The sequence below is a fragment of the Cernens ardua genome (genome assembly GCF_051251085.1).
GTDB lineage: Bacteria > Pseudomonadota > Gammaproteobacteria > Pseudomonadales > Halomonadaceae > Cernens > Cernens ardua.
Window position 1 is genome coordinate 279,601 of sequence record NZ_JBPCZH010000004.1, and the last position, 22,565, is coordinate 302,165.

General features: G+C 49.7%; 19 protein-coding genes. 11 read left to right on the forward strand and 8 right to left on the reverse strand.

Annotated features, from left to right (window positions below):
- The first annotated feature begins 92 nt into the window (after positions 1-92).
- Positions 93-728: a peroxiredoxin gene (locus tag LMG33818_RS09265; RefSeq protein WP_442323095.1), complete on the forward strand. Its 636-nt coding sequence runs from the start codon at positions 93-95 to the stop codon at positions 726-728.
- 97 nt (positions 729-825) lie between these two features.
- Here LMG33818_RS09265 and typA read toward each other — a convergent pair whose 3' ends face one another.
- A complete protein-coding gene (gene typA, locus LMG33818_RS09270) occupies positions 826-2,664 on the reverse strand; it encodes a translational GTPase TypA (RefSeq protein ID WP_442323096.1) in 1,839 nt (612 codons plus the stop codon).
- 717 nt (positions 2,665-3,381) lie between these two features.
- On the opposite strand from typA, the gene glnA reads away from it, so the two are divergent.
- The 3 genes from glnA (at position 3,382) to glnG (ending at position 7,791) form a co-directional block, all read left to right on the forward strand.
- A complete protein-coding gene (gene glnA, locus LMG33818_RS09275; protein WP_442323097.1) occupies positions 3,382-4,788 on the forward strand; it encodes a glutamate--ammonia ligase in 1,407 nt (468 codons plus the stop codon).
- 413 nt (positions 4,789-5,201) lie between these two features.
- Positions 5,202-6,257: a nitrogen regulation protein NR(II) gene (gene glnL / locus LMG33818_RS09280; protein ID WP_442323098.1), complete on the forward strand. Its 1,056-nt coding sequence runs from the start codon at positions 5,202-5,204 to the stop codon at positions 6,255-6,257.
- 121 nt (positions 6,258-6,378) lie between these two features.
- On the forward strand, positions 6,379-7,791 hold the full coding sequence (gene glnG / locus LMG33818_RS09285; protein ID WP_442323099.1) for a nitrogen regulation protein NR(I): 1,413 nt from the start codon (positions 6,379-6,381) through the stop codon (positions 7,789-7,791).
- A gap of 166 nt (positions 7,792-7,957) precedes the next feature.
- On the opposite strand, the gene LMG33818_RS09290 is transcribed toward glnG, so the two are convergent.
- Together LMG33818_RS09290 and LMG33818_RS09295 are read right to left on the reverse strand one after the other, a co-directional pair.
- Positions 7,958-8,173, reverse strand: coding sequence for a putative quinol monooxygenase (locus tag LMG33818_RS09290; protein ID WP_442323137.1), 216 nt, complete (start codon positions 8,171-8,173; stop codon positions 7,958-7,960).
- Between the two features lie 3 nt (positions 8,174-8,176).
- Entirely contained in the window at positions 8,177-9,706 is a 1,530-nt protein-coding gene (locus tag LMG33818_RS09295; RefSeq protein WP_442323100.1) for a S41 family peptidase, read from the reverse strand.
- Positions 9,707-9,914: 208 nt separating this feature from the next.
- On the opposite strand from LMG33818_RS09295, the gene LMG33818_RS09300 reads away from it, so the two are divergent.
- The 4 genes from LMG33818_RS09300 to LMG33818_RS09315 all read left to right on the forward strand — a co-directional run bounded on the left by LMG33818_RS09300 (position 9,915) and on the right by LMG33818_RS09315 (position 15,531).
- Positions 9,915-11,273 (forward strand): deoxyguanosinetriphosphate triphosphohydrolase, encoded by a 1,359-nt coding sequence (locus LMG33818_RS09300; protein WP_442323101.1) that lies wholly within the window; start codon positions 9,915-9,917, stop codon positions 11,271-11,273.
- 121 nt (positions 11,274-11,394) lie between these two features.
- Entirely contained in the window at positions 11,395-11,883 is a 489-nt protein-coding gene (locus tag LMG33818_RS09305; RefSeq protein ID WP_442323102.1) for a GNAT family N-acetyltransferase, read from the forward strand.
- Positions 11,884-12,101: 218 nt separating this feature from the next.
- Complete coding sequence (locus LMG33818_RS09310; protein ID WP_442323103.1) at positions 12,102-13,544, forward strand: glutamine synthetase family protein; 1,443 nt, start codon at positions 12,102-12,104, stop codon at positions 13,542-13,544.
- 310 nt (positions 13,545-13,854) lie between these two features.
- On the forward strand, positions 13,855-15,531 hold the full coding sequence (locus tag LMG33818_RS09315) for a glycoside hydrolase family 13 protein (RefSeq protein WP_442323104.1): 1,677 nt from the start codon (positions 13,855-13,857) through the stop codon (positions 15,529-15,531).
- A 139-nt stretch (positions 15,532-15,670) separates the two neighbouring features.
- On the opposite strand, the gene LMG33818_RS09320 is transcribed toward LMG33818_RS09315, so the two are convergent.
- Complete coding sequence (locus tag LMG33818_RS09320) at positions 15,671-16,837, reverse strand: MFS transporter (protein ID WP_442323105.1); 1,167 nt, start codon at positions 16,835-16,837, stop codon at positions 15,671-15,673.
- 199 nt (positions 16,838-17,036) lie between these two features.
- Between LMG33818_RS09320 and LMG33818_RS09325 the strand changes: the two genes are divergently transcribed.
- Positions 17,037-17,882, forward strand: coding sequence for a ribonuclease T2 family protein (locus LMG33818_RS09325; protein WP_442323106.1), 846 nt, complete (start codon positions 17,037-17,039; stop codon positions 17,880-17,882).
- Positions 17,883-17,992: 110 nt separating this feature from the next.
- On the opposite strand, the gene LMG33818_RS09330 is transcribed toward LMG33818_RS09325, so the two are convergent.
- Positions 17,993-18,427 carry a YbaY family lipoprotein gene (locus LMG33818_RS09330; protein ID WP_442323107.1) on the reverse strand — a complete coding sequence of 145 codons (435 nt, stop codon included), beginning with the start codon at positions 18,425-18,427 and terminating at the stop codon, positions 17,993-17,995.
- Between the two features lie 137 nt (positions 18,428-18,564).
- Positions 18,565-18,939: a translation initiation factor gene (locus tag LMG33818_RS09335; protein WP_442323108.1), complete on the reverse strand. Its 375-nt coding sequence runs from the start codon at positions 18,937-18,939 to the stop codon at positions 18,565-18,567.
- Positions 18,940-19,138: 199 nt separating this feature from the next.
- Here LMG33818_RS09335 and LMG33818_RS09340 point away from each other — a divergent pair, with 199 nt between their 5' ends.
- A complete protein-coding gene (locus LMG33818_RS09340; RefSeq protein WP_442323109.1) occupies positions 19,139-19,726 on the forward strand; it encodes a nitroreductase family protein in 588 nt (195 codons plus the stop codon).
- Between the two features lie 117 nt (positions 19,727-19,843).
- Here the strand turns inward: LMG33818_RS09340 and LMG33818_RS09345 are convergent, their stop codons facing one another.
- Complete coding sequence (locus LMG33818_RS09345) at positions 19,844-20,395, reverse strand: GNAT family N-acetyltransferase (protein WP_442323110.1); 552 nt, start codon at positions 20,393-20,395, stop codon at positions 19,844-19,846.
- A gap of 319 nt (positions 20,396-20,714) precedes the next feature.
- Here LMG33818_RS09345 and LMG33818_RS09350 point away from each other — a divergent pair, with 319 nt between their 5' ends.
- Positions 20,715-21,260, forward strand: coding sequence for a DUF192 domain-containing protein (locus tag LMG33818_RS09350; protein WP_442323111.1), 546 nt, complete (start codon positions 20,715-20,717; stop codon positions 21,258-21,260).
- A 92-nt stretch (positions 21,261-21,352) separates the two neighbouring features.
- Here the strand turns inward: LMG33818_RS09350 and LMG33818_RS09355 are convergent, their stop codons facing one another.
- Complete coding sequence (locus tag LMG33818_RS09355) at positions 21,353-22,516, reverse strand: phosphoglycerate kinase (RefSeq protein WP_442323112.1); 1,164 nt, start codon at positions 22,514-22,516, stop codon at positions 21,353-21,355.
- Positions 22,517-22,565 lie beyond the last annotated feature (49 nt).

A 22,565-nucleotide genomic window follows, 5' to 3' on the forward strand; every position in this document is an offset into this window, starting at 1 on the left:
GGTGAGGATGAAATCGTCGTTACTGCTGAACGATAATATTAATGTATTGGCACGCCGCGTTGTGCCTGCCAGTGTGAGTAGGAGAAAGGATAATGACATTGCGTTTGGGCGACACTGCCCCTGACTTTACTCAGATTAGTACAGAAGGGGAAATTCATTTTCATGACTGGATTGGTGATCATTGGGCCATCCTGTTTTCTCATCCGGCTGATTTCACCCCTGTGTGCTCCACTGAACTGGGCGAAGTGGCCCATTTAAAACCTGAATGGGACAAACGTCATACCAAACCGATTGGTTTGTCAGTGGATGGATTGAGCGATCATGAAAAATGGGATGCTGATATCAAGGATATTTCTGGTTCGAACCTGAATTTTCCTCTGTTAGCGGATAAGGATCATAAGGTTGCTGAACTCTATGACATGATTCATCCCAATGCCGATAATACGGCGACGGTTCGTTCAGTTTTTATTATTGATCCACAGAAAAAAATTCGCCTGATTCTCACTTATCCTGCCAGTGCCGGCCGTAATTTCAGGGAAATTCTCCGCGTGCTGGATAGTCTTCAGTTGACCGACAAAGAGAAAGTTACTACACCGGTTAACTGGAACGAAGGTGACCGCGTCATTATTGCCCCTTCGGTGAAAGATGAAGATGCGAAGAAACTGTTCCCGCAAGGTTGGGAAGCGGTGAAACCCTATCTGCGGCTGGTTGATCTCAAGAAAAAATAATCACGTTTTGAAAAAATGTGGCTACAAAAAAGGCGGCGATCCCTTTAACAGGGACGCCGCCTTTGTTTAGCGTTGGCTTGTACAGGCTTTTACTCGATTAGCCGTTACGTCCAGCACGTTTACGCTCGTTTTCGGTCAGGTGTTTCTTGCGCAGGCGAATGTGGTTGGGCGTTACTTCCACCAACTCATCATCGTCAAGGAATTCGATAGCCTGTTCCAGCGTGAATTTAACCGGCGGCGTCAGCACCAGCGCTTCATCAGCACCGGAGGAGCGCATGTTATCGAGTTTCTTCGCCTTGGTCGGATTCACGACCATGTCATCGGCACGGTTGTTGATACCGATCAACATACCTTCATACACTTCTTCACCATGACCAATCAGCAGTTTGCCGCGATCCTGCAGCGTGTAGAGCGCATAGGCCAGGGCTTTGCCGGTTGCCATGGACACCAGTACACCATTACGACGTTTGATGGTCGCATCAGGTTTCAGTGCGCCATAGTGATCAAAACGGCTGGTTAGAATACCGGTACCTGAGGTCAGGGTCAGGAACTGGCCACGGAAGCCGATCAGGCCACGCGCTGGAATGATAAAGTCCAAACGCACACGCCCTTTACCATCCGGGTTCATGTTGGTCAGCTCACCTTTGCGGTAGCCCAGCTCTTCCATGACAGAGCCCTGATGCTGCTCTTCACAGTCAATAATGACTTCTTCGTAAGGTTCCTGTTTCTCACCATCGATTTCGCGGATGATGACTTCCGGGCGACCAACGGCCAGCTCGTAACCTTCGCGGCGCATGGTTTCGATTAGTACAGAGAGGTGAAGTTCACCACGTCCGGAAACAATGAATTTCTCGGGAGAGTCACCCGGCTCCACACGCAACGCCACGTTGTGAATCAGCTCTTCGTCCAGACGCTCCTTGATATTACGACTGGTTACGAATTTACCGTCGCGACCGGAGAAGGGTGAATCGTTCACCTGGAAGGTCATGGAGACTGTTGGCTGGTCCACCGTGAGCGCAGGAAGTGCTTCCACCGCAGAAGGATCACAAATGGTATCGGAGATGCCGAGTTCATCCAGTCCGGTAATGGTGATGATGTCACCAGCCGTGGCTTCTTCTGTCTGAACCCGTTCCAGCCCGAGGTAAGTCATTACCTGACCGACTTTGCCGCGGCGCGTTTTGCCATCAATATCAATGATGGAAACCTGCTGGTTGGGTTTGACCGAACCACGCTTGATGCGGCCTACACCGAGAACACCCACATAGCTGGAGTAGTCCAGCGCAGAAATCTGCATCTGGAATGGGCCATCCAGTGTTACTTTGGGTGGCTCGACGATATCGACGATAGCCTGGAACATGGGGGTCATGTCTTCAGCCATATCGTTCGGGTCCAGACCGGCAAAGCCGTTCAATGCGGAGGCATAGATAATCGGGAAGTCGAGCTGTTCATCGCTGGCGCCGAGGTTATCGAAAAGATCGAAGATCTGGTCAATAACCCAGTCAGGACGGGCACCCGGGCGGTCAATCTTGTTCACCACAACGATGGGTTTCAGCCCCTGATCAAATGCTTTCTGGGTAACGAAGCGGGTCTGGGGCATCGGGCCATCCACTGCATCAACCAGAAGAAGCACCGAATCCACCATCGACATGACACGTTCTACTTCACCACCGAAGTCAGCGTGTCCGGGGGTGTCCACGATATTGATGTGGTAATCATGCCATTGAATAGCGGTATTTTTTGCGAGGATGGTAATACCGCGCTCTCTTTCCTGGTCATTGGAGTCCATGATGCGCTCCTGACCTTCGGTACGGCGGTCAAGCGTACCTGACTGCTGCAGAAGTTTATCGACCAGTGTGGTTTTACCATGGTCAACGTGCGCGATGATCGCAATATTGCGAAGATTCTTGATTCTTGGGTCTAGTTCTTGGTCTGACATGTTCGTGATCCTTGTTCATGTACACGGACATGCACACACTTTAAGAAGTTCCGCAACCGAGTGTCCGTGGAATAAGAGGCCATATTGTACGCGTAGTTAGCCTTTCGTCATAGCTTATTGCGCATTATGTTGGAAAAGTGTAAGCAGGTTAAGCATCAATAGTCTGAAATAGGCACAATTTAATCGCTACACGGAGACAGTCATGTGGTGAGTAAGACGTGGCGATATTTTTAATGTGTTCGCTTTTGGTGCGTAAAAAATATTTTTTTGGGATATTTTGGTGCAAACCGTTTTTTTAAGGGCGTGTCTCCTATGGAAATGGGCCCGATGGAAGCAAAGAATGATTTTCGTATAAGCCAAATCATTCTTTTAATCAATGAGTTGGCATGTCTTTTTATTGAAATGCGTCATTCTGGCATACTCCATGCATCAAAAAAGAACACATGAACCAGCATCCGTCACAAATGATGTGATGCATCCAGACAAATGTAACAGGAACTGGTTATATTCGACATGTAGCCAATGAAGCTGCAAGTTTGTATCGGGTACTGTGTAATACAAGCCTGTCATTCAGGTGCATGGTGTGGATTTAAAGGCGCTATGTCACGAGCCTTAATCGGCAGTGTCGGTCAGCATGATGTTGTGCGGTGGAATGCCATCGTGAGTTATCTGCTGTTTCAGGCGATCAAGTTAATACGTTAGTGATTGGAGACTACAATGTCAGAGAAGACGCTTGCCCTCATCGAAGAACATGACGTCAAATGGGTCGATCTTCGCTTTACTGATACCAAGGGCAAGGAACAGCATGTCACTATTCCTGCTTCCGCGGTTGATGACGAGTTCTTTGAAATCGGACAGATGTTTGATGGCTCTTCCATCGCCGGCTGGAAAGGTATCAACGAATCCGACATGATTCTGTTGCCTGAAGACGGTACAGCCTATCTGGATCCCTTCACCGAAGATGCCACTATTACACTCCGTTGTGACATCATTGAACCTGCTACCATGCAAGGCTATGAGCGTGATCCCCGCTCTATCGCCAAACGTGCCGAAGCCTATTTGAAAAGCACCGGCCTGGGTGATACTGCATTCTTCGGCCCTGAGCCTGAGTTCTTTATCTTCGATCAGGTCAAATTCAAGAACAGCATGAATGAAGTGTCTTTCAAGATCTCTTCGGAAGAAGGCGCCTGGGCGACCGACGAAGATTTCGAAGACGGCAACATGGCTCACCGTCCGCGTGTCAAAGGTGGCTACTTCCCCGTACCTCCGGTCGATTCATTCCACGATCTGCGTGCAATGATGTGCAACACGCTGGAAGCAGTGGGGCAGTCTGTTGAAGTTCACCACCACGAAGTGGCTAACGCAGGCCAGAACGAAATTGGTGTTAAATTCAACACGTTGGTTAAAAAGGCGGATGAAGTTCAGACCATGAAGTATGTGATCCACAATGTGGCACACGCTTATGGTAAAACGGCGACCTTCATGCCCAAGCCGATGGCAGGTGATAACGGTTCAGGTATGCATGTTCACCAGTCTTTCTGGAAAGACGGCGAAAACATGTTCGCGGGCGACGAATACGCTGGCTTGTCTGAAACAGCCCTGTACTACATCGGTGGTGTTATCAAGCATGCGCGTGCATTGAACGCATTCACCAATGCGTCTACCAACTCATACAAGCGTCTGGTTCCCGGTTTCGAAGCACCGGTAATGTTGGCCTATAGTGCCCGTAACCGTTCTGCTTCCCTGCGTATCCCTTACACGTCCAGCCCCAAGGCCAAACGTGTAGAAACGCGCTTCCCTGATCCGACCGCTAACCCTTATCTGGCCTTTTCTGCACTGCTGATGGCTGGTATCGATGGTATCAAGAACAAAATCCATCCTGGCGATGCGCTGGACAAAAACCTGTATGATCTTCCTCCGGAAGAAGCCAGCCAGGTGCCGACGGTGGCTTCCAGTCTGGAGCAGGCACTTGATGCACTGAAAGAAGACCATGAATTCCTGACCGCAGGCGGTGTATTTACTGAATCCATGATCGAAGCCTATATCGATCTGAAAATGGAAGAAGTAAACGCTGTTCGCATGGTGCCCAGTGCTGTTGAGTACGAGCTGTACTACAGCGTGTAATCGCTACTTCAGCTTATAACCTGCGGAAAGATCCAGGGACTGGTCCCAAAGGGACCGGTTCTTGGGAATGAAGGTTTGGTGAATCCATGGCCTTTGATAATCCGGTATTGCGATGATGTCTGTGCTTCGGTTATCACATTGATAGCTTGTTCATCCTGATGCGATTGGACGTAGCTGTTGTTAAAGAACCCCGGTGTTGGGAAACACTGGGGTTTTCTTTTTTGACTTGCACGATTTTGGTGCATAGGGCTAAGGTTTACTTGGGGGCAATGTGTTGAATTGGCTCATTTTAGCCTCTTTATTGCTTGTATGCTCTGTGCTGGCGTGTTTCTTGCACCGTGTTATACAGGATGACCGCCGAGGCATTTTTCTTGCATTGACCTTACTTTGACGTACCAATTTGGCTGGATTTGATGATGATGGATGGCTTCTACCTACGCTTGTTGGAGCACTTGACGACTGCCGTCGTCCTGTTGGACGGGCAGTTGCGAGTCCGTTGGTTGAATCCGGCGGCGGAAGCATTAACCGGTATCAGCTTTCATCGGGTGGAACGTGAACCTCTGGATTGCCTGGGAGGGCAGGATAGTCAGATCCTGACGCGTTTGGAAAAAGCATTGAAAACGCAGCGCCCCTATACTCAGCGTGAAGCTGTATTGAGTCTGGCGAATGGTGATCAGATCAAAGTGGATTATACGGCAACCCCTGTCTCAGCAGATGAGCTGGTGATTGAACTGGAGCCTATCGAGCTGCTATTGCGCATTGCAAGGGAAGAAGCGTTGGCAGCGCGTAACGAGACAGTGAAAGTGCTCACCCGAGGGTTGGCACACGAGATCAAAAACCCACTGGGAGGGATTCGTGGTGCGGCCCAACTATTGGAGCGTGACCTCCCCGACCCTGCACTGGCCGAGTTTACTCATATTATCGTTGAGGAAGCTGATCGTCTTCGAGACCTCGTGGACCGCATGTTGGGGCCTAATACTTTGCCTAATTATATGCCGGTCAACATTCATGAAGTCATCGAGCACGTTCACACATTATTGAGTGTTCAAACCCACAATGTTGAGATTGTGCGTGATTATGATCCTAGCCTTCCCAATGTATTGGGCGACAAATCACAACTGATTCAGGCCGTATTGAACGTTGCACGTAATGCCTTGCAGGCGATGGAGGAGAGCGGTACACCTTCACCTCGATTACTGCTGAGAACACGAGCGGGTCGCAAGTTCAGTATCTCCAATGAACGCCACCAGCTGATGTGTGAAGTACAGATTATTGATAATGGCCCCGGTATCCCGGAGCACCTGCGTGAGTCCCTGTTCTACCCCATGATTACCGGCCGGCAGGAGGGAACAGGGCTGGGGCTCTCGATTTCCCAGTCCATTCTTGGGCAACATCAGGGGGCCATTGAGTGTGACAGTATTCCGGGCAGAACCGAATTCAGGCTGTTGCTGCCTATGGTGCAGTCTTGAAGAGAAATCTTTTATCTCAAGAAGAGGCGTCGGTGGTTGCACAATGAACGCTGTCGTCAATGATGAAAACAATAGGTGCCTCTATTGTGTAGGTACCATTCAAGTAGGGTGAGGAGTCGTCATGAGTGACGTAGCAAGCGTTTATATCGTCGATGATGATCGAGCGATTCGCTGGGTGCTGGAGCGAACATTGGCACAGCCTGACCTTAACGTGCGTAGCTTTGAACGTGCGGATGAAGCGTTGAGTGCAATTGAACAGCATCCTCCTGAAGTGCTTATTACGGATATTCGTATGCCGGGTACCGATGGCTTGTCGCTCTTGGCCAGAGTCAAGGAGGTGGCAGCAGAAACGGCGGTCATTGTCATGACAGCCCATTCTGATCTTGATAGTGCAGTTGCTTCCTACCAGGGAGGCGCCTTTGAATATCTACCCAAGCCTTTTGATGTGGACGAAGCGCTCTCTCTCGTTCGCCGTGCCATTGCACACGTTCGCGAGCGCAGTGCCCCCGTGGAAGAACCGGAAGGCATTACGACAGAGATCATTGGTGAAGCACCGGCCATGCAGGAAGTCTTCCGAGCAATAGGGCGGCTGTCCCACTCCAATATTACAGTCATGATCAATGGTGAGTCCGGGACAGGTAAGGAAAGGGTTGCCAGAGCCCTTCATCAACATAGCCCACGAGCACGAGGCCCATTCATTGCGTTAAATATGGCAGCCATTCCCAAGGATCTGATGGAGTCCGAGCTGTTCGGCCATGAAAAGGGAGCGTTTACGGGCGCCTCTGCACAACGTCGAGGGCGCTTCGAACAGGCGGATGGTGGTACGTTGTTTCTGGATGAAATTGGCGACATGCCGGCAGATACGCAAACGCGTCTTCTGCGTGTACTCTCGGATGGCGAATTTTATCGTGTAGGGGGACATACGCCTGTACGGGCCAATGTGCGTATTATCGCGGCGACACACCAGAACCTTGAAAAGCGGGTAGAAGAAGGTCAATTTCGCGAGGATTTGTTTCACCGCCTGAACGTTATTCGTATTCATATTCCCCGCTTGTCTGAACGTCGCGAAGATATCCCAAGACTCGCGCGTCACTTTCTTGCTGAAGCAGCCAAAGAGTTATCCACTGAACCTAAAATACTGACGCCTGAAGCTGAACAGCGGCTCTCTAACTTGCCATGGCCCGGGAACGTTCGGCAGCTGGAAAATACCTGTCGCTGGTTGACGGTCATGGCATCCGGGCGTGAGGTGCTGGTGGAAGATCTTCCCCCTGAGCTAAGAGAAGGTGATATCGGTGAAATTCCTTCAGGCGATTGGCGTGGCGCGTTTAGAGCCTGGGCAGATCGTGCCTTGGCAGGCGGGCAAACACACCTGCTGGAAGAAGCCGGGCCGGATTTCGAGCGTATCCTGATCGAAACGGCGCTTAAGCATACCGGTGGACGCAAGGGCGAGGCCGCCGAATTGTTGGGGTGGGGACGTAATACGCTGACCCGGAAACTGAAAGTGCTACTGCCTGAACTGGCAGATGGTGAATAAAGGCTACGATAAAAAATTTCGTTCTGTGAGGAACTAAGTGACGTATCGTAAGTCTTATCTATCGGGAACAACATGTTCCCGTTCCCTTGCAAAATCCCTGTTTGAGCCTACCTCCCCGGTAGGCTTTTTTTATGTCTTTCTGTGTGGCTGTGGCGCCAGTCATTACTTATTTACTCACAGTGTACTCGCGCGCGATTGACGCTGTCGCTTTTCCCCATACCGATGCTTTGGTTCTCTGTTGGTGTGCTTCAAAGGAAGACTTATCGACGAACGCTTCCTCCACTTTCCATATGAGAGGGTTTTCAGTTTCGATAACAGCAAATGAGTGGCAGCCTGTTTCTGCTCTGGAAAGTCGAATATGTTCTGGGAGATGGTTTTTTATTGTTTACACTCCATTGAGGTTCTTTGGTAACCCCTCTACCCATGCTTGTAGTGCGTGTGTATCAGCCAATGAGCCTGAATAAGGAAAATTCGGAATCCAGGTTTGCCAGGACGCCCGTAATCTATTCCGCCATACCTTGGTGGGTACGCCGATTTCCAGACGTTGATCAGGACTTAGTGCATCACGACGCTCCATGTATACCGTGTCACCATCCGTTTCGCGACCAATATGAATAGCGCCCAGAGAGCGGAAAATATCCACACCATCAAGCCCCGCCGAGAAGCATTCATCATCCGTAAGCACATAGACGGTCAAGTCGAGAGGTGCGGTAGGGTGTACTGAGATGGGAGCGTCATTCCTTTGTATGAAAAAAGGCTCCTCTTTTAGCAAGGCTTCTCGCAGCCCCTCTGTGATCAAGTTTAGGAAATAGTCAACCTGATCATCCAGTACACCTGCCTCACTCATGTTTGAACGGACTTTCTCGAACCACTTTAGATTCTCAGGCGTTGCCCGGTAATCGATACTATCTGCTAAAGCGAGAGATTCAACGGCTGCTTCTCCCCACAGGATAGCGGCGACATGAGCTGGCCAGGCCCCTGATCCACCCCTATTACCTCTTAGATCGAGGACAAGCTGTTCGGCTGCTTTAATCGTATCGATTTCTTCCTGAAATAATTGGAGGGCTTGCTGTATGCTTTTTGTTTCTTCTTCTGTTTCAGGGAAAAAATTGGGGAGTGCCAACCACCAATGCCCTTTTTTCCATTGTGTCAGTGAGGTGCTAGTAGGTGTAAATCGGTTTTTGATTTTATCTAACAATGTTGCTTTTTGATCAGTCCTCAGCGTATGCCATCTCAGGTCGATGGTTTTTTGCTTTCCATCCATTGAAAATATTGCTTGTTTAGGGCGCTCTATAAAGGGATTTCCTTCATCGAGAAAGAGATGATGCCCGTGCTGGAAACGTGAACTATTCACCGGTAGTGATTGGAAAAAAGAGTCTACATTCTTTTCATATAGCGTTTTTGCTGCGATTCCATCTGCTGAAATCAACTCGGCTCCCATTGGCACAGGAGACATCCCTGATACATGTGTCACCACCTGTTTTCCTGCAGAGGTAAAAGTGGTCAGGAAGCCCGGCCATTGAACGGGCAATACTTCCTCAAACTGTGGTTGTGCATATAGATGACCATCGTTGTAGCTACTTGAATAGCCTTGTATCAACCAGTAGTACCCTGCATAGTCATGAACGTTTCTTAGACGATCTTGTGCGAGCTGATAAGCAGCCTCAGCTTGATGAATGAAGCTCTGTCCACCGGGACCTATAGCTCCCGGATGATTGGCAAGGACATCATTATGGAAAAAGTTGAGATGTTCTTTTGCTCGGTGTTGCCAGGTATTAGTTGTAACGAGGTCGGGTGATGCATTTGGGGAAATGGAGTCGGAAGATGCCATTATCATATGCCTTGATATTATTTTTATAGATAGTCGCATTGTGCAGCGATTATTGTCTCCATAACGTTTAGCACAAAGTTGCATGAGATAACAGAAAGCATCGGCAAGCGTTATTTTTTACGGTAATGTTAGCCATCGTCTAAAAAATACACTCAATCAGCCGATATAGTCTCCATGTGACGACGTTGAGGCATTATGACGGTACACTTCAGTCATCTTGTTGCTACCTCTTGCTTCAAACGCTGATGCGATGAAGAGGGCGGCGTTATTTCTTATCAGGTTGGAGTTTTTCATGTCTGTCATGCAGTGGAGCCAGTTGCTTGCGCCCATTCGTATTGGTGATCCTCACAACGATCGTCATGGGGAGCTCGGACGTACCCCTTTTCACAAGGATCATGATCGTATTGTGTTTTCCGGTTCGTTCCGCCGGCTGGGGCGCAAGACACAGGTTCATCCACTGGCAGAAAACGATCATATTCATACGCGGTTAAGTCACTCCCTGGAAGTTGGTAGTGTAGGACGATCATTGGGCATGATGGTGGGTGAAGGATTGAAGGAAAGCCTGCCCAGTTTCATTACCCCAGCTGACCTTGGTGTCATCGTTCAGGCAGCCTGTCTGGGGCATGACATCGGTAATCCGCCTTTTGGTCATGCGGGTGAATACGCCATTCGTGACTGGTTTCGTGCTGCTCGAGGGCAAATGCCAGCGCTTTTCGAAAGCCTTACCCCTCCGCAAATAGAAGACTTGCTGACATACGAGGGTAACGCACAAGGCTTTCGTATCGTGACTCAGATTGAATACAACCAGTTCAATGGAGGAATGCGGCTGACGGCAGCAACGCTGGGAGCATTACTAAAGTACCCGTGGACAGTGGAATATGCCATTAAAGGGGGCAAGTTTGGTGCTTATCAGACGGAAAAATCCCTTCTTGGTGACGTTGCTGACGTGCTTGGCTTGTTACAGCGCTCCCCGGGTGTTTCGGCATGGTGCCGGCACCCTTTGGCCTATTTGGTCGAGGCAGCCGATGATATCTGTTATGCCCTGCTTGATCTTGAGGACGGCATGGAGATGGATATTCTTCGTTTCGATGAGGTGGCTGAAATTCTGGGCCAGATTGCCGGTTTGGCGAAGGATGATCCGGTATGGGATGAGTTCAGGCAAATGGCAGCCTCTGGTGTATCTCGGCGCAGGCGGATTGCAGCCTTGCGTGGCATGGCAATGGAACGTGCCGTCGGTGAGGTGGCAGATGCTTTTGTGGCGCATGAAAAGACTTTGCTGTCAGGTGAAATGCAGGACGATCTATTGGCCTATTGCCATGCTGATCTTTCTGAAGGTGTACAACGTGCCAAGGATATTGCTCGACAGCAGATTTTCAAAAATGCGCGTAAGGCCAAGTTGGAAATCGGGGCTTATACCACCCTGGGTACCCTGTTGCAGGATTTTATCGGTGCCGCCTACGAGTTGCGCTCAACCGGGCAAACCAATTACAAGCACCAACGTGTCTTGGCGCTTATTGGGGAAAACACACCCCTTGCCTCATGGGATTTGTACGCAAGTTACCGCCGTATGCTGGATTTTATTGGTGGAATGACGGATCACTATGCGGTTGATCTGGCTCAGGAAATGGGAGGACGTTTACAGGGTTCCTGATGAGCCAGCAGTATGATGATTCTTTATGTGGGTGACACTTCAGCTCTTGGAATTGTCCCCATTGGGCCTGCCCAGCCGGGATAGTGCTTCCATTTATCTTTCCTTTATCAAGAGAAGACCTATGGTTTCCATTCGTCCTGCTACACCCGCTGATATTCCAGCCATGACACAAGTGCTTACTGATATTTACAACGCGGGAAAACGTTCAGCACCCGGTGATGAAGCGTTGGTACGGTCCCGTTATATCGAACGTGATCATGGTATTACGTGCCTGGTGGCGGTTGATGATATGAATGGGGTTATAGGGTTCCAATCCCTTATCAGAGCCACCCATGGGAATATCTATGGCGCCCCCGAAGGGTGGGGAGTCATAGGAACACATATTTCTCCTTTGGTTGCGCGCCAAGGGGTAGGGCGAAAGCTGTTTCAACATACCAGGGCAGCTGCCAGGGAAGCTGGCCTTATTTACATTGAAGCCATGATAGCGCTGGAAAGTATTGAGGCGCAGGCCTATTACGAGAGCATGGGCTTTCGCACTTACAAGGTCGAAAAGAGTGCCGTTGGAAAATGTTTGACGTTGTCAGATGTTAATTCAACGACAAAAAGCTAAATCATTCCCCCTCCCTGGAGGGTGTGGCATAAATATTTGCCGCTTTACCGTATTTAACTTCCATTATTCTGAATAAAAACCTGTTTATTACCCGCGGAATTTTAAAAAACCATTCCCAAAGCGGCATCTACATATATTTTATAGCCATCACGTGGCGCATATTTATTCCATGTGTATTATGTTGGAAATATCCATTTTAGAGTGATCGGGTAAAGACCATGTCGCATAAGACAGACGGAACCAGTGTATCCGGTGATGATTCAGGAAGAGAATTCTCTTCTATCGGTATCAGCCATAACCCTCTGCATTTCGAGCAGGAAGTCGATGCTTACTTGGCAAAATATCCCGATACAGCCTATGTGGATGTGTTACTTACTGATCTGAATGGCATTTTCAGAGGTAAGCGTATACCTGTGGAATCCCTGCGTGGATTGGCGCGAGGGTGTTATTTTCCTTCCTCTGTATATGCCATGGATTTACTGGGTAATGTTGTGGAAGCAACAGGGCGAGGTCTGGAGGTCGGTGAGCCTGATCTGCTTTGCTTACCCATATCCGGTACGTTGGTACCTACCGCCCTCGATCCTCAAGGCCTGGCTCAAGTGCTGCTTTCCATGGTGGAGGAAGATGGTCGCCCTTATTCCTTTGAACCACGTAACGTGTTGGCTTCAGTTTGGCAACAACTGAACGAGCGTAAACTCAACCCTGTCGTTGCTGTTGAGCTTGAATTTTATCTGATTGATCGCCAACGGGATTCGGAAGGCGACCTTCAGCCTCCCCGTTCACCTATGACCCAAGAGCGAAGTGAGCAAAGTCAGGTTTATTCAGTGGACGACCTGAACGAATTTTCTGCGGTACTGGCTGATATCAATGAATCGGCTGCCCAGCAGGGGCTTTCCGCAGAAGGTGCCGTCGCCGAGGCATCCCCCGGTCAGTTTGAAATCAACTTGCATCATCAGGCGAATCCTCTTCGTGCCTGTGATGAAGCCGTTCTCTTGAAACGTCTGATACGTCAGGTCGCAGAACGGCATGGTTTTCAGGCCACTTTCATGGCCAAGCCCTATAGTGAATACACGGGCAGTGGTATGCATATCCACTTAAGTCTGACAGATGAAAATGGTCATAACCTATTGGCCGATGATTCACTTGAAAACACAGAATATATGGATGCATTACTGGCAGGTTTGATTGCCTTGATGCCCGAATCCATGGCCCTCTTCGCGCCCAATGTAAATGCCTTTCGTCGATTCCAGCCGGGTATGTACGTGCCTGTGAAAGCGAGCTGGGGATACAACAACCGTACAGTTGCGCTGCGAATTCCCTGTAGTGGTCAAAAAGATTATCGTGTCGAACATCGGGTGGCTGGTGCTGATGCCAATCCCTATCTGGTTGTAGCGGCGTTGCTCGCCGGCGTGCTTTATGGGCTTGATCACCGTCCTGGTGTGCCGGATGCAGTCGATGGCAACGGTCTGGAAAGCGAGGGTGTCGAGTTCCCTACGCGGCAAAGTGATGCATTACGGGTACTGAAGGAAAACCATGGGCTTGCACAGTATCTGGGTGCGACGTTCATTGAGGGGTATCTGCTTTGCAAGGAAGATGAACTCTACCGTTTTGAACGCGAAATTACCTCGTTGGAAACGGATTGGTTACTCAAACAGGCTTGATATAACTTCCCTCCTTCTACTTTCGGCCAGTCAACACTAATGGACTATGTTATTGACTGGCCGTTTGACGTCTAAATACCCCTCGGAACGTGCTTCCTCCTTTTTTATGATCTTCTACTCGGGTGATCCGCTATCAAGTCAGGGAGTCCTGTTTCATCTCTACATGTGATTTCTATCGTTATGGAGATAGCTTCATGTGTATGTTTTTACTCATGCGGAGCTTTATCCATACAGCTTCATCTACATAGCGTTGCCTGCCATTCAGCATATTAATGTTTGACGCGCTTTTAATGTATTCGCGAGGGTGATCATGACCAGCTTAGATTCTTCGGTAACCACCAGAACCACTTCCACTGACTCTTCCCCTACCCATACAAATGATTGGTGGAGAAGTGCCGTCATCTATCAGATTTATCCACGCTCCTTTGCCGATGCCAATGGTGATGGCATCGGTGATTTGAAAGGTGTTATTGCGCATCTCGATTATTTGAAGCATTTGGGTATTGATGCTCTGTGGTTGTCACCCTTCTATCGATCCCCTCAAGCGGATGCAGGTTATGATGTAGCCAATTATCGGGATGTTGATCCCATGTTCGGGACATTGGCTGATTTCGATACATTGCTTGATGAAGCGCATGAGCGCGGGATTCGAGTCATTGTGGACCTGGTACCCAATCATAGTTCTGATGAACATGAATGGTTTCAGGCGGCGCTGAAATCGGCGGTTGATTCGCCTGAGCGAAAACGTTATCTGTTCCGTAAAGGGAAAGGCCCCAACAGCGATCAACCGCCAAATAACTGGCCAAGTGTATTTGGGGGAGCCGCCTGGACACGGGTTGAGGGTGAAGATGAATGGTACCTTCATCTATTTGATACCAAACAGCCGGATTATGACTGGCGTAACCCTGAAGTGCGTAAAGAGTTCGAGTCTATTCTGCACTTCTGGCTGGATCGAGGAGTCGATGGGTTCCGTGTTGACGTCGCGCACTCCCTTATCAAGGAGCCTGATTTACGTGACATGACGGATGAAGAGCTGAATGCGACTTATAACCTCGGCCCGATGTGGGATCAGGATGAGGTGCACGACATATATCGCGCATGGCGAAAGATACTGAACCAGTATCCGGGCAATCGAATGATGGTCGCTGAGGCCTGGGTGAAGCCACAAGAACGCTTAAGCCACTATATTCGTTCAGATGAAATGCAGCAGGCGTTCAACTTCGATTATTTATTGACGCATTGGAATGCCAAGGAATTGCGTCAGGTGATTGATGACTCTCTTGCGCAATCGGCATTGGTAGGTGCCCCTACCACGTGGGTGATGTCTAATCATGATGGAGTGCGTCAGGCGTCTCGCTTTGGATTATCAGACCCCGGTGCACGGCCCAATGGGATTGGTCCTGACGATGAGCAGCCGGATGAAGCGCTTGGGCTGCAACGTGCACGCGCCTCTATTTTCCTGACTTTCCTGCTGCCCGGGTCATTGTATCTCTATCAGGGAGAAGAATTGGGATTACCTGATAATACTACCATGGCCCCCAAATACCGTCAGGACCCAACATTCTTCCGTACACATGGAAAAGAATTGGGCCGAGACGGATGCAGGGTACCGTTGCCCTGGAAATCACATGCTCCCTCGCTTGGTTTTGGACCGAGTGACAAAAGTTGGCTGCCTCAACCGGATAATTACGCGCATTACGCTGTGGATGTAGAAGAGAACGATCCCGAGTCTACACTGGCGCTTTATCGCGCATTGCTTGGCCTACGGAAACAGCATGCGTTGGGTACCGGTCATCTTCAATGGCTGGATTCTCCCAATGAGGCAGTATTGGTAGCCCGAAACGGGGATGTTGTCACGATGGTAAATACAGGTAGTGAACCGGTGGCACTTTTACCGGGCCGTATTCTTGCACATAGTCTTCCTGGAGAAGCACCTGAACATCAGTTGCCGGGCAATGCTGCTGTCTGGATATACGCTGCGGACTGATAATCAAATAGGCGTGCAGATCCAGTGTGGAAGAGTAATAACGCGTTGTAAGTCTGTAATAAAGCGGGGGCGGGCGCCTGAGTCAGTATGGCGTCCGCCCCCGTTTTTTGTAGAGGGTCTGTTTTATTTGTAGATGGCCTTATGCTTCCTGTTTTGATGCGGGTTTCGCCAGTATCAGAATGATGGCTGAGGAGGCGAGTAGCGATAAAAATGCCATGCGCAATCCAACGGCATGCGAGAGGAAGCCCAGCATGGGAGGGCCACCCAAAAGAGTGATATAGCCCATCATCGCTACCGCGGCAATGGATTGCGAAGGTGACATGGTGGGGCTACGCCCTGCCAGGCTGAGCAAGCACGGAAAGAGGGTGGATATACCCAAACCTGCCAGAATAAAACCGCCCAAACTGATGATCGGTGAGTTGAAGAGTACGGCAACGCCAATACCGATGATTCCCAATATACCGCCGATTTGAAGGGCTCTCATTGGTCCTACCTTGTCGATCCATTTATCGCCCAGCAGACGGCCGAATGCCATGGCACCGGTAAAGACGGCCAAGCCGAGCGCAGCAAAGGCATCCGTGGAGCCCACACGGGTAAGAAAGAGAGCTGACCAGTCGGCCATGGACCCTTCAACGAATACCGTTGCAGCTGCAATCAGGCCGACCAGCCACAGGCGCCCTTTGGGCATGACGAAGAGGGGGCCACCGGGCTCGACCTTTTTCGTGTCGGGTCGGATAAGCAACCGTTTACTGACCAGACTGCCAATCAACAATATGATAGCCATGAGGGTGAGGTGATAAGCAGGGTTCAGTCCTATACCCGCCAGTGCGCCACCGCTCAAGGAGCCAATCATTCCTCCAAGACTGAATACGCCATGGAAGGAGGACATGATAGAACGCTGATAACGTCGCTCCAGATTAGAGGCCTGATCATTCATGGAGATATTCATGAGTCCCATGCCAGCACCGAATACCAGCAGTGAACCACCAAGCGCATAGACAGAAGGTGACCAGCCGATCAGTACCAAAGAAAGAATGATAAGGTATGAGCCGGTACGAGTAGTACGCCGGCTACCAAAATTACTGATCAGGTAACTTGAAAGCAGAACCAGCGCGAAAGAACCAATAACCGGACACAATAGAACGAGGCCGATCTGAGCATCGTTGATGTGGAGTGTGCGGCGAATATCAGGAAGGCGTACCGCCCAATTGGACATCGAAAGCCCTGAAAGCGCAAAGAAAAAGGCAATCGAAGCTCGTCGATATGGGCTGGATGTGCTTTGCTGTAGAGGTGCGTCGTCAGTCATCTTATAGGTTCCATTCAGACGGAGTGAGTCAGTCGAATTGGTTTTGTCTTATGATGCGAGCTACGTTTATTCATGCGTTTCTTTATAATGGATACAAGGAAACAATAGACCGTTGTCAATTTTCGCACCATAGCAGGAACGCGCAAAGATACGCCAACGGTGTTAAAAGGCAAACTTTTTTACAGGTAGTGACAGGCGAATGGATCAAGGGAAGCAAAAAAAATTGTTCATGATCGTGATTTGGGTGATCGCGATTATACTCTGGGCAGGATGGAAGCAGAATTTCTTTCATCATGATCGGCACGCACCTGAACATGGCCATGTGGTTCGAAATAGCACACCTTCTTCGGAAGGCCGGGGCGCATCTTCCTCTCAGTCGACACAGAGCCAAGGGCAATTGCCCCTGAATCAGGTGGGGACTTATGTAGTGGCCTTTAGCTGGGAGCCCGGATTTTGCCAGTCAAATGAACGTCGTCCAGAATGTCGAAATGCCTCTCAACATCCGCTTACCTTGCATGGGTTTTGGCCCGGTTTGCCGCAAAGTCTTGCCGGACAAGGGGTAGGGCAAAGCCAGTGGGATCGCGATGGGTGCTTCATTGTGACTCATGAGCATGAAGGTTCATTTTGTTCCTTTGCTCAGCCACCCCTTTCCTCCAGTTTGAGAAGTCAGCTGGATAGCGCGATGCCGGGGACGCAAAGTTGTCTGGATCGACATGAATATGCAAAACATGGTGCCTGTTTCAATGTATCGGCAGACCAGTACTTCGGTCAGGCATTGCGCGTATATAATGCTTTCCAGCAGAGCGAATTCGGGCAATGGCTGATAAGCCAGCAAGGCCAAAGCGTGTCTCGTCACGATATCCTGTCGCATTTTGCCGATAGTTTTCATACCAGTAGTCGTGGTTTGACACTGATGTGCAATCGCGATGGCGAACTTACCGATATTCGTGTTGGTATCGTGGGGGACCAGCTGACAAACTTCCCCAGTAGCCATAGCTTTACGGAAGCAGGTCGTGGGCGTTGCGGAGAGCAAATTTCGTTATAAGATAGACGCTCAGGAAGTGTGAACGATCGGCTGGGCAGAGCGCCCAGTCAATCAATGAAAAGCGCTAGTGATTGGCACCAGCGCTTTTTTAATGGAATATCCTGGCTAGCCTATCGGGCATCGCGGATTGGGCTGAGGGTCAACTGAATATTGTTGGCCTGTGCACCCTGTGTCAGGGCGGGTGTCGGCGCTGCCGATTTGTAGGTCTTCGTGCCACCGTTATCCAGCTGTGTAATCAGCGCATAATGGTGCGAGTCATTGATATTGTTGGCGTCATACATCAAGGCGAAGTGCAAGGGCCACTGACCACTGACGGGGACCTGTGTCATTGCAACGGTTGCATCGTTCTGATTACGGTCGATCAGAGCCACATCCAGATTGCCCGTTTTAACAGTGATCGAGTTGCTTAACTGGGCTGTGCCGTCCAGTTCTGTCCAATTAGGGCCGTGATGGATGAAAGGAATCCATGAACAGCCACTAAGTAACCCAATACCTACCATGGATATAAAGGTTTGAGCATATCGGCGTGGAAGAGGCATTTGCATGAGTGTTGAGTGCTCTTGAGGTGGTTGGAAAGGTGCATTGTGCACCTGATTATCGGGTTGCTGGAATGTGAATACGCTATTGAGCGATACGACAAGGCTGTGAAGAAAAGGGTTCCTTCACAATAGTTGATTACCCCTTAACCACCGGCCAATTTTACCTTGAATCCCTTCTGTTCGAGGATTTTTCTGATGATATTCCGGTGGTCTCCCTGAATTTCGATAATGCCATTTTTCAGGGCGCCCCCACTACCGCATTTTTTCTTCAATTCTGCCATCAGGATTTTTAACTTGGCTTCAGGGATGGGGACACCATGGATAGTCGTTACCCCTTTGCCTTTACGACCTGAGGTTTCTCGTCTGATACGAACGATGCCATCCAACGCATCAAGCCGTTCCTGATCGCGTTGCTCCTGTTCGGAAGCGTGGGACTGCCCTCGTAGATCGCCATTGTCCGTGGAATAAACCAGCGAATTTCCGAAGGAAGCCTTGAGTTGATCTTTGAGAGAAGACATGGCGTTGCTCGTTCGTCAATGAATATAGTATCGAATATTGATGGTCATGCGCTTTCAAAAGCATAACAGCGCAGAAAAGATAATAAAAATCCAACGCTGCAGACTTTGCATTTTAGCCCATGTGTGGGCATTCTTGATGTGTTCATCTATTAAATAAACAAGCACAGCCTTGTCTATTTTCAATATACAGGAGTACTCCATGAGTCAGGCCCGTATTACCGAATATCCCGCCGACAAGCAGTTTATTGATCGCTGGTCCCCGCGTGCCTTTGCTGATGAATCAATTGATGATCAGACCCTTTTTACACTATTTGAAGCGGCTCGTTGGGCGCCCTCTGCCTACAATGTTCAGCCTTGGCGCTTCACCTATGCCAAAAAGGGAAGTGGCAGTTGGGATACGTATCTTGAGTTCCTTAATGATTTCAACCGCAGTTGGGCAAGTAAAGCATCCGCACTGATTGTGGTATTGTCCAAAACCGTGACCGTTACGGAGCAGGCCGAAGTGGAAAATCCAAGCCACTCATTTGATGCTGGTGCCGCCTGGGGAGGATTGGCATTGCAGGCAGAGCTCCTCGGATGGTCAGTGCATGGCATGACAGGTATTGTCAAAGAGCGTATCCATGAAGCACTGGCGTTGCCTGATAATATAGAGGTTCAGGCTATGATCGCAGTCGGTAAACGCGGCGATAAATCCAGCTTGCCTGAAGGGCTACAGGCCAAGGAAGCTCCGAGTGATCGCCGTCCGTTGAAAGAAACGGTCTTTGAGGGCCTCAGCTTCAAAGAGTGATCACACTGACAATGGAATAAATACATCTTGCCCAAAAGTGGGATGTGGCTGGGAAGCATATTGCTTCTCAGCTATCTTATCCGCTTTCCTTGCATTATTTTGTTCGTGTCGTCGTGTTTACGTGTTTTTCTGTTGTTCCCACGCCTCTCGTGTCAGTTCCCATATTTCGGTTTTTTCCTCGTTGCCATTGGCAAAACGCGACATTGTATAACCCACCCTCTGCATGCCTGTTCGTTCTGAAATGCGTCTGGATGAAGTGTTATTGATGGATTTTGTCGTACGTAATACTTCATGCCCCAGCGTTTCAAACCAGTAATCAGTCACGGCATTGGTCGCTTCCGTCATGTAACCATGCCCTTGATAAGGTTTGCCTAGCCAAAAGCCCCGGTGTTTGGAACCATGAGGGCGTAGGCTGATCTGACCCATCATTCGATCAGGGTCTGTTTTTAGACGTAGTGTCCAGGCGAGAAGGTGACCTGCCAGGATTTGCGGAAGAGCACTCTTTGTCAAAAATTCAAATGCACCATCTTCGGGATATGGCCAGGGAACGCGGTGGCTTAGGTATTGGATGACCTCCCAATGCGGGAAAAGCAATTGAATTTGTGGTGCATCTTCAATCGTTAACGGCTTCAGAATTAGCCGTTCTGTTTCAATAGCGGGGTAGGCCATGGCGATTCCTTTTATTATGAGTATGCTTCAATACTAAAGTAGAGCGAATCCATTCCGATCGACAAGCGCACGTGAAAATTCTTTCTGGCATTTATGTAGTGTGAGCAATTGATTCAGCAGGCACGAAAGGGCAAGCGCTTAATTCAATTCAACGCAACGTTAGCGTTTCAACAGGGCAATGAGGTGGGTATCTCCAAAGTAATGGAAGGCAGGCGTACTATTTCTGACGGTAGACGCGGATAGATTGGATTCTGCGGCGTGGTACACTTTGGCAATTCCGCTTACACGTATTTCAGTTATCCACAACAGGCGTTTTTCCATGATTTTTGGCTGTCTCTATTCCTTTATCCACAAGAACGTTTTCCTGTTCATAAACGAGTGTGGAAAGCGGCGTTGGCTGGCAGGGCATGTGTGCGCATTGATTATGCTTCCTCTCCTTATTGCGGTGAATGCGAATGCTGAAGGGACACGCATTGCATTCAAGACAAATACGGGGGCAGAGTGGGTTGATGTGGCATTGGCGACGACGCCTTATCAACGTGCCATGGGGTTGATGGAGCAAACACATTTGCCACCGCACAGTGGCATGTTATTTGTTTATGAAGGTGAAGTTCAGCCCGGCGCCGCGGGATATTGGATGTTTCACACCCGCATTCCACTGGATATAGCGTTTATTGGGCCGGATAGTCGCATTATCAAAACGTTTACCATGCCACCTTGCCATGCTGATAATCCTTCACATTGCCCCATCTATCGACCCGGAAAGCCCTATTTGGGTGTGCTTGAAATGCCCGGAGGCTACTTTGCTCAACACGCCATTCATGAAGGGGATATTCTGGGAGAAGGACGCAACCTGCTTGATTAAAGCAGTGGGGCAATTCTTCAGAAGTAAAAAAGAAACCCGCAACGCTCAAGGATAGAGTGCCGCGGGTTTATATAGCATGCAGGTTCGGCTAATTACTTGCTGGAAGCCTCAAGAATGGCAACCGCCGGTAAGGTTTTGCCTTCCACATATTCGAGGAAGGCACCACCGCCGGTGGAGATATAGGACACCTTGTCCGCAATGCCGTATTTATCGATAGCGGCAAGTGTATCGCCACCACCGGCAATGGAGAAACCGTCGCTCGCGGCAATAGCTTCGGCGAGTGCCTTGGTACCATTGCCGAATTGATCAATTTCGAACACGCCAACAGGGCCATTCCATAGGATCGTGCCGGCATTTTTCAGGCTCTCAGCGAAGCTGGCTGCGGTTTCAGGACCAACGTCGAGAATCATCTCGTCGTCATTTACCTGATCAACCGGCTTGACAGTCGCTTTTGCTGTGTCGGAAAACTCGGTAGCCACCACCACATCGACAGGGATTGGTATATCCACTTTTTTCATCAGTGCTTTGGCTTGATCGATCAAATCCGCTTCGTAGAGCGATTTACCAACCGAATAGCCTGCAGCTGCGATGAAGGTATTGGCAATACCGCCCCCTACGATCAACTTGTCGCATTTTTCTGACAATGCATTCAATACTTCAAGTTTTGTAGATACCTTGGAGCCGCCGACAATCGCTAGCATGGGACGTTTGGGTTCAGCCAGGGCCTTGTGCAAGGCACTCAATTCCGATGCCAGTAATGGGCCGGCTACCGCTACAGGCGCAAAACGCGCAACACCATGTGTAGAAGCCTGTGCACGGTGTGCTGTGCCAAATGCATCCATCACGAACACATCGGCCAAGCGTGCATAGGCTTTGGATAACGCTTCGTCATCCTTTTTCTCGCCCTTGTTGAAGCGCACGTTTTCGAGAAGAACGATATCGCCGTCTTCCAGCTCTGGCTCCTTGTCCAGATAATCCTTATCGAGACGAACGTTTTTCCCCAATAACTCGCTCAAATGAGCGGCCACCGGCGCCAGGCTGTATTGCTCTTCAGGCTCCCCTTCCGTAGGGCGCCCAAGGTGGCTCATCAGCAATACGCGGGCACCAGCCTCGCTGGCAGCCTTGATAGTCGGCAAGCTTGCGCGGATACGTGCATCAGAGGTGATTTTCCCATCCTTGACGGGGACATTAAGGTCTTCACGGATCAGGACGCGTTTGCCGCGGAGGTCCAGATCATTCAATGTTTGCACTGCCATGTAGTAATACTCCTGACATCATGCATTTAAGGATGTTGTGTGCGAAAGG